Here is a 15,199-nt window from a genome sequence, read left to right as displayed (position 1 = left end):
GCACATGCATTCTTTCTAAAATCAGGTAAACACTAGAAAAGATAAAACCGATATAATAAAAAAGACAGAACTATGCAAAAGGTGGGAAAATAAATGAATATCCAAATAAAAGCTATAAAACCAATTGAAAATAAGAGGATTAAGCCCTTCACTGTATTTCAGCCAAAGAAAACAGATGAAGAAGCGGTCACAAGACATCTCAACCAGATTACAGCCAAATTAAAAGCAGGCAAAAGACTTACAGCGGAAGAAAAGGCCTTTCTGCTTCGCCATTCACCAGCACTTTATCAGACTGCAAAACGTGTGGAAATACAGCGAGAAGCTTTAAAGAACCAGTTGGAACATGCCCGTTCTAAAGAAGAAGCGGCTGCCATTTATAGCAGCGCATTAGGTGGTGTTTCAAAAAAGGACCCTGATCGGGAATATATTCTGGCCGCTATACAAGATGAAATGAAAACATTTCAATCTACAGACAGCTATAAAAAACTTCCTGCTACTAGTAAGGAAGCAGACGGGAAACCTGTTTATCATCCTTATAAGAATAAGAAAGAGAAGACACCTGATTGGATGGGGTTTTATGGAAAGCATGGAGAGTATCTATAACATAGTTTTTCCATAATTCACAAAGGGATTGCAGTTCCTTGCAATCCCTAATTTTCTGCCGCTTCCTCTCGTATCAGTTCCAGCAGCTTTCTTGCAGCATGTGAAATTCCTGAACTTTTTCCATACACGATGCTGAACTTTCTTTTTGGAATCTGTTTCCGAAACCTAAGTTCCCACAAATTTCCTTCCTCTAATTCCTTCCTTGCAAACTCCTTCATCACACAGCCAATTCCCAGATTCCTAAGAGCAAACTGTACAATCATATCACTTGTTGCTAATTCGAACTCAGGTACAATGGTTACCTGGCTTTCTTTCAGAAAACAGTCTAAATACTTTCTAGTGCTGCTATTTTCCTCTAAGCAGATAACAGGATGCTTCATAAGCTCATTTAATTCCAGCTCTTTCTCTGACAGAGCCTTTAGCTGCCTTCCAACTACAAAACAGTCCTCAATCTGTTTCACATCTAAAATTTCTATATCATCTTTTACTTCAAATGGTGAACTGACAATTCCAAAATCAATCATTCCCTGATTTAAATTATCCAAAGTCTCTGGCGTAGGTCCATTCGAGACCTTTACTTTGATCTCCGGATACCTTTCATGAAATTTCTCCAAATAAGGCAATAAGAAAAACTGTAAGGTCATGTCAGAAGCTCCAATTCGTATCTCTCCTGCCTGAAGCTGCATGATCTGTTTCATCTCCTGCTCACCAGCTTCAAATTCTTCAATCCCCTTTTTTACATGGGCATAAAGCCGTTCCCCCTCTTTCGTCAATTTCACACCTTTAGAAGTCCGAATAAATAAATCACATTTTAGCTTTGCCTCTAACTGGCGTATAGACTGGCTCATGGCAGGCTGAGATATACAGAGCAATTCTGCGGCACCACTAAAACTCTGACATTTTCCGACATAATAAAAATTCTTATAATACTCTAAATTACAAAACATAATTCTCTTTATTTTTCATAAACTCCTCATAAAATATATGAGAGCCGACATTCTTCCATGCCGGCTCTTCCTCTGTCTAAATTTCCTGCTCTTAATTAAACATTAATTTCTGCTTTTAAACCTAGTAACTCTTTATTTTCATCTAAAACCGGCCCAATTACCTCTGCAACAAACTCTTCTACCTGCTGTTCGGAACGGCCTGTATATTTTGATGGATCCATTGTTTTCTTAAGTTCTTCTAAACTCATGTTAAATGCCGGATCTGCTGCAATTAACTCAAGTAAATTGTTATCAAGACCTTTTTCTTTCACATTACGTCCAGCTTCCATAGAAAGAGTACGGATTCTTTCGTGTAATTCCTGCCGGTCTCCACCTGCTTTTACAGCATCCATCATGATATTTTCAGTAGCCATAAATGGCAATTCTGACATTAAGCGTTTTTCAATTACTTTTGGATACACAACCAAACCATCTACTACATTTAAGTATAAATCAAGGATTCCATCAATTGCCAGAAAAGCTTCCGGAATACTTAAACGTTTGTTAGCAGAGTCATCTAATGTTCTTTCAAACCATTGTGTAGCAGAAGTGACTGCTGGATTTAACGCATCTATCATTACATAACGGGAAAGGGAAGCAATTCTTTCACTCCTCATAGGATTTCTCTTATATGCCATAGCAGAAGAACCAATCTGTGTTTTTTCAAATGGTTCTTCAATTTCTTTTAAATGCTGCAGCAAACGAATATCATTTGAGAATTTATGAGCACTTGCTGCAATGCCAGCTAAAACATTTGCAACTCTCGTATCTACCTTACGTGAGTAAGTCTGTCCAGATACTGGAAAACAGGCTTTAAAGCCCATCTTTTCAGCAATTTTCTTATCTAATGCTTTAATTTTATCATGGTCACCGTCAAATAATTCTAAGAAACTTGCCTGTGTACCTGTGGTACCTTTTGAACCAAGAAGTTTCATATTCTCTAAACAATGATCCAGATCTTCCATATCCAGTACTAATTCCTGTAACCATAAAGAAGCACGTTTTCCAACTGTTGTAGGCTGAGCTGGCTGGAAATGTGTAAATGCTAATGTTGGAAGAGCTTTGTATTCCATAGCAAACTTGCTTAGCTCATTCATTACATTTACAAGCTTTTTCTTTACTAGCTGAAGTGCTTCTGTCATTATAATAATATCTGTATTATCGCCTACATAACAGGAAGTTGCTCCTAGGTGAATGATTCCTTTTGCATTTGGACACTGGACGCCATAAGCATATACATGGGACATAACATCATGACGAACGATTTTTTCTCTCTCTTTTGCAACATCAAAGTTAATATCATCTGCATGAGCTTTTAGTTCTTCAATCTGTTCTTTTGTAATGTTTAAACCTAATTCCTGTTCCGACTCAGCTAACGCAATCCATAATTTTCTCCATGTCCTGAATTTCTTATCTGATGAAAAAATATATTGCATTTCCTTGCTCGCATAACGTTCTGATAACGGACTTACATATTTATCTGTACTCATAGTTTCCTCCTACTGGTCATATTCTCCACGTATATCTTCTTTTGGCGGCTCTACTGGGTAATTGCCTGTAAAACAGGCATCACAGTAACCATCATCCCCTTCAATTAATTCAGCTAAACGATTTACATCCAAATAGCCAAGGGAAGTGGCACCTAACATCTTGCAGATTTCATCAATTGACATTTTATGTGCAATCAGCTGGTCGCTAGATGGTACGTCTGTCCCAAAATAGCAAGGGAACAAAAATGGCGGGGAACTGATTCTTACATGAACCTCCGTAGCTCCTGCATTTTTCAGCATCCGTACAATTCTTTCACTAGTTGTTCCTCTAACGATAGAATCATCTACCATAACAACTCTCTTTCCCTTGACAACTTCTTTTAATACATTCAATTTAATTTTTACAGCAGATTCGCGAACCGATTGTTTTGGCTTAATAAAGGTTCTGCCAACATAACTGTTTTTAATAAATCCCATGCCATACGGAATTCCACTCTCCAATGCAAATCCCATGGCAGCCGCATTTCCTGAATCTGGAACCCCAAGGACAATATCTGCCTTGCATGGATGTGTCTGTGCCAGAATTTTTCCTGCCATAATCCTGGAATTATAGACGCTGACACCATCTATATAACTATCTGGCCTCGCAAAATAAATATACTCAAAAATACATTTTGCAGATTTCTTTATCTGAAGGCTCTTATCCGATTTGATACCGTCTTTGCTAATCGTCACGATTTCCCCCGGCTCTACATCACGTACAAATTCTGCACTGATTGCATCTAATGCACATGTTTCGGAGGCTAGCACATAAGAATTATCACGTTTTCCAATTACCAATGGACGGAATCCAAACGGATCTCTTGCACCAATTAACTTTCTTGGACTCATTACAATCAAGGAATAGGCTCCTTTGATTTTTAGCATAGCATTTTTAACAGCGGATTCCACATCCCGTGTATTTAATCGTTCTCTCGCTACGTGATAAGCGATTACCTCAGAATCAATTGTTGTCTGGAAAATAGCTCCTGTATATTCTAATTCATGACGAAGTTCAGGTGCATTGGTCAGGTTTCCATTATGAGCAAGTGCTAATGTACCTTTTACATAATTAAGCACAAGTGGCTGTGTATTTTCTGAACAGCTTGCTCCTGCAGTTGAATACCGGACATGTCCTACACCGATATCCCCCTTTAACTGGCTTAAATTTTCCGGATGGAAAACTTCATTCACAAGTCCCATTCCCTTTACAGACTGCACACGGCCTTTTGGACCGCTTGTATCACTAACTGCAATCCCACAGCTCTCCTGTCCTCTATGCTGTAATGCAAATAAACCATAATAAACGGAAGAAGCAATATCTCCTCCATCTAAGTCATAAATACCAAAAACGCCACATTCTTCATGAAGTTCGTCTGCTCTAAATTCGCTTATATTGCTCATGACCTATCCTCACTTTTTTGTTAATCCTAAAACATCTTGGAATTTACTGAAATTCCAGCTAAAGTGTTCTTATCTCAAAAACATTCTGCTTAGCGAAAAACTGTGTAAGCTTCCTCTTAGTTATGGAAAAAAGAATTGACGTCACTGATTCTGTGGCGCCAGTCCTCTTCCAACATTATAATTTCCGCTAAACAAGTACAGCTTTCCTCACTTGTAAACAATTTTTCTATTTAATAAGGCCAATTCTCTTAGCTACTTCATTGTAAGCATCTTCTACACCGCCAAGATCCCTTCTGAAACGGTCTTTGTCAAGTTTTTCATGGGTTTTCTTGTCCCAGAAACGACATGTATCTGGTGAAATTTCATCTGCTAAAATAACTTGCCCTTTGTATCTGCCGAATTCAACTTTAAAGTCAATTAAATCAATGCCGCATTCGCTAAAGAACTCAACTAAAAAGTCATTAATTTTAAATACTAAATCTGTAATTGTATCAATTTCTTCTTTTGTAGCAGCTCCGATAGCAATTGCATAATAATCATTAATCATTGGATCGCCAAGTGCATCGTCTTTATAACTAAACTCCAATGTAGGGCAAAGCAATTTCTTTCCTTCTTCAATGCCAAGTTTTTTGGAAAAACTTCCTGCTGCAACATTACGGACAATTACTTCCAAAGGAACAATTTCCACTTGCTTCACTGCTGTCTCCCTGTCACTTAGCTCTTCTACTAAATGAGTTGGAATTCCTTTTTCTTCAAGCTTCTTGAAAAGATAATTTGTCATTTTGTTGTTGATAACGCCTTTTCCAGTAATTGTGCCTTTCTTTTCCCCATTGAATGCAGTAGCATCATCTTTGTAATCAACAATAAGTACGTCTTCTACATCAGTTTTAAAAACTTTCTTTGCTTTTCCTTCATATAGCATATCCAACTTTTTCATATCCTGCCACCTATCCTTTTCTTGAAAGTGTTCCTTAATATTTCTATGCCTAAGCATATTCCAAGATTAATTATAATAGAACATTTTAAATAAACAATAGTTTTTTTCCATAAAATCAGCGAAAAAACTAAAATTTTCGCTGATTTCATGGAATACATAAGCAGAACTTGTCAGTTCTATTTTTATTTCTTATAAATCAGCTCCGTATCTCTTAGAATCAAACCTCTTTTTATCTTAGTTTCCAATATTCTCTGTACCGATTCATCAATTCGGCTTTCCGTCAGTTCTTTATTAATCACAGCATTCACAATCCGATTATAGGCCCTCACAAAATTCTCTGGCATAAGTACCACATCTGCTCCTGCCTTTATAGACATTAGTGCTGCGTCTGCTGCTTGATAATGGCCCGTAATGGCTTTCATATCCATTGCATCCGTTATCACCACACCGTTAAACCGCAGTTCTCTGCGCACAATGTCTTTCATCACAAGAGAACTAAGCGAAGCAGGCAAAGTATTTCCAGCTATGCGGCTAATGGAAATATGGGAAATCATTATAAAATCAGCGCCTGCTTTTATTCCTTCTTGAAACGGAACAAAATCAACCGTTCGTAAACGGTTAATATCACTTCCTATATTGACACTGGACTGATGGGTATCTCCCTGTGCATCTCCATGGCCTGGAAAATGTTTCAAGGTGGCACTAACTCCGGTTTTCTGCATTCCTTTTACAACTGCACAAGCAAATTCCGCAACAGATTCGGCTTTGTTTCCAAAAGAACGGTTCCCGATCTCCTTATTCTTCTCATTGGTCCTTACATCAGCTACTGGGGCAAAATCAAGATTAAAACCAAGTTCACTGATTTCACTGCCAATTGTTTTTCCCATGTTATAACAATACTCGGCATCCTCTGTCGCCCCCACTATTTCCATTGGTGGAAACTGGGTTGTCTTCATGTTAGGATTATTGGCAATTCTTGCAATATCTCCACCTTCTTCGTCTACCGCAGTCCAAAGTGGAATTTTACTGTTTTTCTGCAGATCCTGATTCAGTTTTATGGTTTGCTCTCTTGTTTCAATATTTCTTGAAAATAAAATCACACCGCCTACAGGAAAGTCTTTTAGATTTCTTTTCATTTTTTTTGTAACTTCCCGATGCTCAAAATAGGTTCCCTTGGAATCGTCTAACGATTCCAGATTAACTAAAAACATCTGACCGATTTTTTCCTCTAGAGACATCTTCGCAAGAATCATCTTCGCAAGGCCAGTAATTTCACTGCTATCCGTCAATATATTATCGCTGGCATCAGAACTTGCTTCTGGTTCTAATGATGCAGAAACTTCTTTCGTCGGTTTTATAGGATCCACTTGTTCTTTGCTTGGTTTTTCTTTTCCACAGCCAGTTACAATCAAAGAAACTGCTAGGACGAGAAAAAATAGTTTCTTCATTTTTCAGCCTCCATACTACAGCTATTCGTAAGAATAGACATTTTTTACTGGTCAATATAAACCATAGAAAATGAATTGTTTCTTCATTATATCACAATGAATAGCTGAATACTAGAAAAAAGATGAGAGTATGTTTTCTTAACATCTCTCACCTTTTGTATTTCAATTTTACCAGATTCTGTATTTTCCACTTAAAGCTAACATAGCAAACATATACAGGCAGTTATCATAGTATCTTCTTTCCCCGGTTCTTAAAGGTGTATTCCAGAATTTTTCTACACATTGTTTTGCATACTCCCCGTCCGCTGCTAAAGAAGCCTGTGCATTAGTCGCTGTAATCGCTACTGGATGCAATGCCTTTGGTTCAAGAATTTCTCCTTCAATAGAATACACTGCTCTATCATTATCTTTTACTGTTTCTTCAAAAAATCTCTGTAATTTATTCGCAATATCACAGTGCCAGTCATGTTTTCCTTCTCCAAACCACTCATAATCCAGACCGATATTGGCAATGGTACGATAGGCATCGCTATAATGCCAGTCATGTCTTCCGAAGATATCCTGCATTTTCTCGTATGGCGTTCCATCGTAATAACTGTATTCCGGACTTAAACCTGTAACTGGATGACACGCCTTCTGAAGATAGGTACGGCTTGCCTGTGCTGCCTCTTTCCAGAATGAACGGTCCTCTTCGTTTGCCCATAAAGCAAATAACTCATAAAAATGTGGCAAATGATAAGACGGATCTGTAAAACCAATTCCCGGAACAAAGCGAATCAGCTTGTTATCCGGATCCCACATAGCAGCTCCGCCTTTTCCGTCTTCCCCTTTATGCAGGCATTCATGTAACAAATCTCTTGCTTCCTTGGAATAATGGAAAATGCCTTCCCCATCTCCCCATCTGTGAGAAGCAAAAAACAATGCCATTGCAAAAAATTCTTCTCCATCTGGTGCGGAACCATCACTGTTCTTTGTTCCATCCAGACCAACTGACCATGCAAAGTATCCTTTGTTTTCTCCTTCCGGGTGATACATATATGTTTTTGCCCATTTCCAAATACGGTCAAACTCTTTTTTCTTATCTAGCTGTACACACATCATCATGCCATAAGACATGCCTTCGGTTCTTGCATCCAGATTTCCTGTATCCACCAGATATCCAGTTTCTGCTTCCCCTTCACAGTAAAATTTATTTTCGCCATAAAATATTTCATAAAACGTGTCTTCCACCCGTTTTTCAATCTCTTCTTCCGTATATCCGCACTCAGCAAATACATTACGATACGTTTTTTTCTCCATAATGCCCTCCTGCTCTATTTAAAATTCTACTTCTGTCGCTTCTCCATTTAAAGTAACCGTAAAGGATGATACTGTTTTTCCTGTCAATTCTGTACTTCTCTTGTCTGGCTGCTGGCCACCAACCGATAATACAAACTCGCCTGGTTCTACTACACATTTTCCTTCTTCCGTAATAAGTGCAAAATCTCTTGGATTTAAAGTAATTGCAGCCTCTTTGGTTTCACCTGGTTCCAACTTCACAACTTTTATTCCACGCAAAGCACATTTTGGAACCACTACACTTGCCTCAACGTCTTTTACATAAAGCTGTACTGCCTCATATACTGGATAATTGCCTGTATTTTTCACTTCAGTCCGAACCGTTATACACTCTCCTATATTCGCTTCTTTTTTATCTACTGTGCTATTGACATACTCCACATTGGAGTAGGATAATCCATATCCAAATGGGTATAAAATCTTGCTGTCCGTATAACGGTAAGTACGGTTTGCCATACTATAATCTGCAAAATCAGGAAGGTCTTGTGTAGAAGCATAAAATGTAACTGGTAATTTTCCACATGGAGTAATATCGCCAAATAAAGCTTCTGCCGCTATTTTTCCACCTCTTGCTCCAGGATACCAGAGATCTATAATAGCATCTACGTTTTCATCTGCCCAGCTTAAATCCATAGCACTTCCAGCTAACAAAAGCAGTACCACTGGTTTTCCAACCGCTGTTACTTTTTCTAATAATTCCTGTTGTAAACCTGGAAGACGTAAATCTTTTTTGTCTCCACTTGCATATTCATTTCCAGCATCTCCTTCTTCTCCTTCAAGAAATGCATCCAGTCCCAGACACATTACCACTACATCTGACTGTTCTGCTGCCAGAACTGCTTCTACCATTCGGTCTTTGGCATCTGCAAGCTGTTCAACTTTATCTTTCCACAAATGGCATCCTTCTGCATATAACACACGGACATCGTCTCCAACATATCGCTGGATTCCTTCTAGTGGAGTAATGTATTCAGAAGATGTACCAACATAATTTCCAACCAGTGCATCTCTGCTGTTGGCATTTGGTCCAATAACTGCAATTGTCTTTAACTGTTCCTTCTGCAATGGAAGCAGTCCATTATTTTTTAACAGCACCATGCTTCTTCTAGCCACATCCAATGACAAATCCACATGCTCCTTACATTCTACTAAACTATATGGAATATCTTCATATGGTGATGGATAATCCTTCATCATGCCTAAACGGATACGAACTTCCATTAGACGTTCTACTGCAGCAGTAATGGACTCTTCATCAATCAGTCCTTGTTTATAAGCAGAATATAAATGCAAAAATGCACTTCCGCAGTTTAAATCACATCCATTTTTTACAGCCATAGCAGCAGATTCTTCTACGGAATCTGTTACACCATGATGTTCATGGAAATCTAAAACTGCCCAGCAGTCAGAAACTACATGGCCTTCAAATCCCCACTGATCACGAAGGATGTCTTTTAATAAAGTTTTGCTTCCACAGGCAGGCTCACCATTTACACGATTATACGCCCCCATAACTGCCTCAACCTTAGCATCGGAAACACAACGTTTAAATGCATACAAATATGTATCATACATATCACGAATAGATGCTTTTGCATCAAAGGAATGTCTAATCGCTTCTGGACCACTATGTACTGCAAAATGTTTTGCACAGGCAGCTGCTTTTAAGTGTTCTTTATCTTCTCCCTGGATTCCTTTAACATAAGCACATCCTAATTCTGCTGTCAAATATGGGTCTTCTCCAAAAGTTTCATGGCCTCTTCCCCATCTTGGATCACGGAAAATATTAATATTAGGAGCCCAGAAAGTTAATCCCTTATAAATATCGGTATCCCCTTTATTGGAAAATGCATTAAATTTTGCACGTCCTTCTGTAGAAACAACATCCCCTACATTTTTTAATAACTCTTTATCAAAAGTTGCTGCCATCGCAATTGCCTGTGGAAACATCGTAGCCACACCAGCTCTGGCAACTCCATGTAATGCTTCATTCCACCAGTTATAGGCAGGAATATTTAATCGTTCAATAGCTGGTGACTTATATAACATCTGGCTCATTTTTTCTTCTAATGTCATCTGACTTACTAATTTTTTCGCATATGCAATTGTTTGTTCACTCATATACTCTCTCCTATCCTTTAATGAAAGTGTATTTCTTATAATGATATGATAGTATAGCAGATGTTTCCCATCATCATAATTCTTGTTTAATCACTATCAATTCTTGCCATTCAACCCCAAAAAGGGTAATATAGAATAAGAGAACTTTATGGAGGATTATCATGATAGAACACTTAACAGGAATCCACGAAACAGTGGAATATAATAGGGTCTCACAAATAAGATTATATAACAACGCTGAGTATGAAGATTACCCAACTCACTGGCATACGCCAATCGAAGTAGTAATGCCAACAAAAAACAGTTACACAGCATTACTTGGCAAAGAAATTATAGATCTGCAGACAGGTGACATTCTTTTAATATGCCCAGGTGTAATCCATGCACTTCGTTCCCCCGAAACAGGCGAACGGATTATTTTTCAGGCTGAGATTGGCATTCTGCGAGAAATACCTGAGGTCGAATCTACCCTTAGCCTAATTTCCCCTGCCATTTTAATCACTCCTGATACAGCTCCCATGATATATGAGCAGATCCACCAATTAATATTAAATATCAGCGAGGAATACAATAGCAATAACTCACTATCAAGCCCGGCAATCTATTCCAAGCTTTTAGAAATCCTTGTTTTAATCGGAAGAAACTATACGGAAAATGTAAAACGATTTGATACTGGCAACCAGAAACAAAAAGAATATACGGAAAAATTTATCCAAATCTGCAATTACATAAATGAACATTGTACAGATGATCTCACATTAGATGAAATTGCCCATATTGCAGGATTTAGCAAATACCATTTTTCTCGGCTATTCAAACAGTTCAGCAATGTGACTTTTTATAAATACCTGAATCAAAAGCGCATATCTTATGCTGAAATCCTTCTGGCAGATTCTTCCATCTCCATTACAGAAGTAGCCTTACGCTCTGGATTTTCCAGTCTTTCAGCATTTATCCGGATGTTTAAATTAATCAAGCAGTGTACCCCGACGGAATTCCGGAATATGTATTTGTCTATCCGGTAAAATCGGGATATTTATAATGCCTGACAGATTATAACAGCCCATCAAAAAGAAATCCAGAAGAAATCAGTTTTTAATGCTGAATTCTTCTGGATTTTTCTATGCATAATGGCTAAACTCTGTATTAACCAGCAAATCTTTATGCTTTTCCTATTCTTTTACACCACCAAGTGTTAATCCTGTTACGAAATACCTTTGCAGGAAAGGATAAATACAGATAATTGGCAACATTGTAATAATCGTCGCAGCAGCACGAACTGATGTTGGCGTTACCGAACCTGCCGCATTTTTCATGGATTCTACGGAGCTTGACTGGTTTGTTACCGAACTTAACAATTTCATTAATTCATACTGTAATGTAGTATATTCCGGGCTCATTCTGTTGTACAGCATAGCATCAAACCATGAGTTCCATTGTCCAACTGCTACGAATAATGCAACCGTTGCATATACTGGTTTACATAGAGGAGAAATAATTCTTGCGAATACAGTAAAGTATCCAGCACCATCAAGCTGAGCAGACTCCTCCAAACTGTCTGGAAGTCCATTCATATAAGTACGAAGTACTAACATGTTAAATGCACTAATCATTCCTGGTATAACATAAACTGCAAAACTATTTGTCATACCAAGACTTTTCAATAACAAGAAGTTTGGAATCAGACCACCATTTACATACATTGTAATTACCCAGAACAAGGATAATCCTCTTTTAAACAAGAAACGCTTTCTACTAATCGTAAACGCTAGCCAGGCATTTACTACCAAAGCCAATAATGTTCCTATTACTGTTCTTGCTACTGAAATATAAGCACCTGTCAACAGATTCTGTTTCTGAAGCACAGTGTGATAATTTTTTAATGTCCATTTACGAGGCCACAGATAGATACCACCTCTTAATGCATCGGTACCATTATTAAACGAAATTGCAAGAGTATTTAGTACCGGATACAGTGTGACTACAACGAATGCAATCATAAATATTGTATTGCAGATAATGAATGCAATATCTGCTTTCGATTTTTTTCTCATGTTACTGCCTCCTTAGAACAATCTCTCTTCACCATTTCGTTTTGCAATCTGGTTAGCGACTACAATTAAAATGATACTTACCAGACTCTTAAAAATACCTGCTGCGGTACCAATTGCATAGTCTCCCTGGCTGATACCCCATTTCAGAACGTAAATATCAATTGTCTGAGATACTCTTTGTACAAGTCCATTTCCTAATAAATACTGGATTTCAAAACCTGCATTTAATACATTACCAACATTCATCAATAAAAGAATCATAATAGTTGGCTTAATTCCTGGAAGTGTTATATATCTGATTTTAGCCCATCTGCCGCCACCATCAATGGCTGCTGCTTCATACAGGCTAGGATCAATTGATGTAATTGCAGATAAATAAATAATTGCATTCCATCCCGTTTCTTTCCATACATTTGCAAATGCAACAATCCACCAGAAATACTTTGTATGTGCAAAAAAGTTAAGTGGTTGTTTTAGTACCCCAAAATGTAATAATAATGTATTAATAATACCATTAGCGGAAAGTGCATCATGTAAAATACCTGTAACGATAATCCATGATAAAAAGTGTGGTAAATAAGAAATTGTCTGTACTAATTTTTTGCCAGGCTTATTCTGGATTTCATTTAATAAAATTGCAAATCCAATGGCTGTTAAAAAAGTGGTAATCAGATTTAGACATCCCATTCCAACTGTATTTCGTATTACCCTGACAAATGTCTGATCTTCAAATAACCTCTGGAATTTTGCCATTCCTATAAATGTGGAATGAAAAAAGCCATCTCTTGGCTTATAATCCTGAAACGCCATAAGCCATCCAATTAGTGGCACATAACAAAAGATGATGCCATATATTACAATCAGGGCAGCTCCTATCAGGAGTACCTTCTGTCTTTTAACCTCTTTTAAAGTAATCTTTACCTTTTTTTCTTTAATTGGTTTTGCCTTACGTTTTGCTACCGAAGCCATAACTTCACTCCTTTTAAAACAGGCAGCCGATTTGTTTCAGCTGCCTGTTTTTGATCCATTTTAATAGATACCTGTATCAAATTATTGATTTTCGTATTTTGCAGCTACTTCTAATCTTCTGTCAAGTTCTACCTGCATTTCATCAATAAATGCCTGTGGATTACATTTGTTATACACTTTCATGTAATCTTCCCAGCCTTTTTCGAAGTCTTTAGCCATTACAACTTTTGGAAGATATTCGTGTTTAATTTCACCCATTTTTGTCCATGCAGTACCACCTTCAGTACTTGTTGTCATGTTGTTAGAGTAAGAATACATTGGATACCAAGGACCAGGAGCCTCACAAGTACCAACTAAATCAACGTATGTTTTTGCACCATATGCATCCATGACAGCTTTTACGTTATCGCTTAATCCATCATAGAATTCTTTTGGCTGTCCTTCTGGTTTTGTTGCATTGATACCATCATTGAAAGTTCCGTTGTATTGTGGGAAGTAGGAATAAGTACAAACATGAGATGCTTTATATTCTGTCTCAGCACATTTTGTTCTCATTTCAGGTGTACGTCCATATTCCCCATTTTCATCTACTTTGTAATCTGTGTCTTTTACACCCCAGAAACGAAGTGTATGTATATCTTCATTTAACAAATCATTTATAAACTGAAGTGCACCTTCAACGTCTTTACAGCTTGTAGTGATGCCAAGACCGCTTGCTACGTTTTGTACACCGCCTGAACAATGCCATTTGCTTTCAACGCTTTCGTCAATTGTGATAGGCAGTGGAATGTAATCACAGCCTTTTTTGTCTAGACCTTGCTGTTTCAAGGAATCTCTGGCTGTGTATGCAAAATCCCACCATTGGTCAATCATGCCAAGTACACGGCCAGTTGAAAGTTTTGCAATATATTCATCATATGTCTGAGTAAAGGATTCCGGATCTATGATTCCTTTCTTATACTCTTCATTCAATTTTCCAAAGTATTTTTTCGCTGTATCTGTTGTATTGTAGTCAATAACTTTTTTAGTTTCCGGATCTACAATACAAGAACCATCATTTGGATAACCATCTAAGAATTCTGGTGCATTTTCCAAACAGAAATAACGCCAGTCGTCACATAAAATTGTATAAGGGATGTTCTTTGTACCATCTTCCATTGTTGGATTTGCTTCATTATAACGTTCGATTAAATCGAAATACTGATCCATTGTTTTAATCTTAGGGAATCCTGCCCACTCTAAAACTCTTGTCTGAATCCAGAATGCTTCATCATTATGAGTTGTTGCTTTTTCTTCATTTAAAATATTGCCAAACTGCTGAATCCAATAGATATGTCCATCATCCTGACGTAAATTATCCCATTCCTGTTCTGTATAGAAATCTTTAATATTTGGGTATTTATCTATGTAATCATCTAATGCTACTAACGCTCCAGCATCATATAACTGTTTCATTCCATCTCCACCATCGATGAAATCCGGATATTCACCACCTGCGATTAAAGTACCAACAGCTTCTTCTGCTGTCTGTCCTGTCAGCCATGTTTCTTTTACTTTTGCACCTGTTTTATCTGCAATTATTTTCTGGATTTCATTATCGTCATTGATTTCAGTTCCTGGAACTGCAAAGAAAGCGGTAAACTCTTTCACTCCATCTTTATTTGTGGAAGCATCTTTCCCTTTCTCTTTTCCACAACCTGTAGCTGCAACGGACATAATCATCGCTGCACTTAGCACTAATGCCGAAAATTTCTTTAACTTCATACTACATTCCTCCCTTTGTTTGTGTTGCATCTTATACTAATATTCT

The 15,199-nt window shown here is 37.6% G+C and carries 12 protein-coding genes; 2 read left to right on the top strand and 10 right to left on the bottom strand.

Going from position 1 to position 15,199, the window contains the following annotated elements; all coding sequences use genetic code 11:
* Nucleotides 1-93: 93 nt before the first annotated feature.
* Nucleotides 94-603 carry a hypothetical protein gene (locus tag BMY85_RS03440; RefSeq protein WP_092476503.1) on the top strand — a complete coding sequence of 170 codons (510 nt, stop codon included), beginning with the start codon at nt 94-96 and terminating at the stop codon, nt 601-603.
* Between the two features lie 47 nt (nt 604-650).
* On the opposite strand, the gene BMY85_RS03435 is transcribed toward BMY85_RS03440, so the two are convergent.
* The 7 genes from BMY85_RS03435 to BMY85_RS03405 form a co-directional block, all read right to left on the bottom strand.
* On the bottom strand, nt 651-1,550 hold the full coding sequence (locus BMY85_RS03435) for a LysR family transcriptional regulator (protein ID WP_092476501.1): 900 nt from the start codon (nt 1,548-1,550) through the stop codon (nt 651-653).
* 95 nt (nt 1,551-1,645) lie between these two features.
* A complete protein-coding gene (gene purB, locus BMY85_RS03430; RefSeq protein WP_092476499.1) occupies nt 1,646-3,079 on the bottom strand; it encodes an adenylosuccinate lyase in 1,434 nt (477 codons plus the stop codon).
* Nucleotides 3,080-3,088: 9 nt separating this feature from the next.
* Entirely contained in the window at nt 3,089-4,522 is a 1,434-nt protein-coding gene (purF, locus tag BMY85_RS03425; protein ID WP_092476497.1) for an amidophosphoribosyltransferase, read from the bottom strand.
* A gap of 226 nt (nt 4,523-4,748) precedes the next feature.
* On the bottom strand, nt 4,749-5,459 hold the full coding sequence (purC, locus tag BMY85_RS03420; protein WP_092476495.1) for a phosphoribosylaminoimidazolesuccinocarboxamide synthase: 711 nt from the start codon (nt 5,457-5,459) through the stop codon (nt 4,749-4,751).
* Nucleotides 5,460-5,641: 182 nt separating this feature from the next.
* Nucleotides 5,642-6,907: a glycoside hydrolase family 3 protein gene (locus BMY85_RS03415; RefSeq protein ID WP_092476493.1), complete on the bottom strand. Its 1,266-nt coding sequence runs from the start codon at nt 6,905-6,907 to the stop codon at nt 5,642-5,644.
* A gap of 168 nt (nt 6,908-7,075) precedes the next feature.
* The gene (locus BMY85_RS03410; protein WP_092476491.1) at nt 7,076-8,206 is read right to left on the bottom strand and encodes a glycosyl hydrolase family 8; all 1,131 of its coding nucleotides are present in this window, start codon (nt 8,204-8,206) and stop codon (nt 7,076-7,078) included.
* Nucleotides 8,207-8,224: 18 nt separating this feature from the next.
* Nucleotides 8,225-10,366 (bottom strand): glycoside hydrolase family 3 C-terminal domain-containing protein, encoded by a 2,142-nt coding sequence (locus tag BMY85_RS03405; protein WP_092476488.1) that lies wholly within the window; start codon nt 10,364-10,366, stop codon nt 8,225-8,227.
* Between the two features lie 161 nt (nt 10,367-10,527).
* Between BMY85_RS03405 and BMY85_RS03400 the strand changes: the two genes are divergently transcribed.
* Complete coding sequence (locus tag BMY85_RS03400) at nt 10,528-11,391, top strand: AraC family transcriptional regulator (RefSeq protein WP_092476486.1); 864 nt, start codon at nt 10,528-10,530, stop codon at nt 11,389-11,391.
* 147 nt (nt 11,392-11,538) lie between these two features.
* Here BMY85_RS03400 and BMY85_RS03395 read toward each other — a convergent pair whose 3' ends face one another.
* The 3 genes from BMY85_RS03395 to BMY85_RS03385 all read right to left on the bottom strand — a co-directional run bounded on the left by BMY85_RS03395 (nt 11,539) and on the right by BMY85_RS03385 (nt 15,153).
* A complete protein-coding gene (locus tag BMY85_RS03395) occupies nt 11,539-12,420 on the bottom strand; it encodes a carbohydrate ABC transporter permease (protein ID WP_092476484.1) in 882 nt (293 codons plus the stop codon).
* Nucleotides 12,421-12,432: 12 nt separating this feature from the next.
* Complete coding sequence (locus BMY85_RS03390; RefSeq protein WP_092476482.1) at nt 12,433-13,389, bottom strand: ABC transporter permease; 957 nt, start codon at nt 13,387-13,389, stop codon at nt 12,433-12,435.
* An 81-nt stretch (nt 13,390-13,470) separates the two neighbouring features.
* Nucleotides 13,471-15,153, bottom strand: coding sequence for a type 2 periplasmic-binding domain-containing protein (locus BMY85_RS03385; RefSeq protein WP_092476479.1), 1,683 nt, complete (start codon nt 15,151-15,153; stop codon nt 13,471-13,473).
* Between the last annotated feature and the right edge of the window lie 46 nt (nt 15,154-15,199).

The organism is [Clostridium] polysaccharolyticum (genome assembly GCF_900111595.1).
Taxonomy (GTDB): domain Bacteria; phylum Bacillota; class Clostridia; order Lachnospirales; family Lachnospiraceae; genus Clostridium_AI; species Clostridium_AI polysaccharolyticum.
Note: the sequence above shows the minus strand (reverse complement) of the source record. Positions and strands in the feature narration are given on the sequence as shown.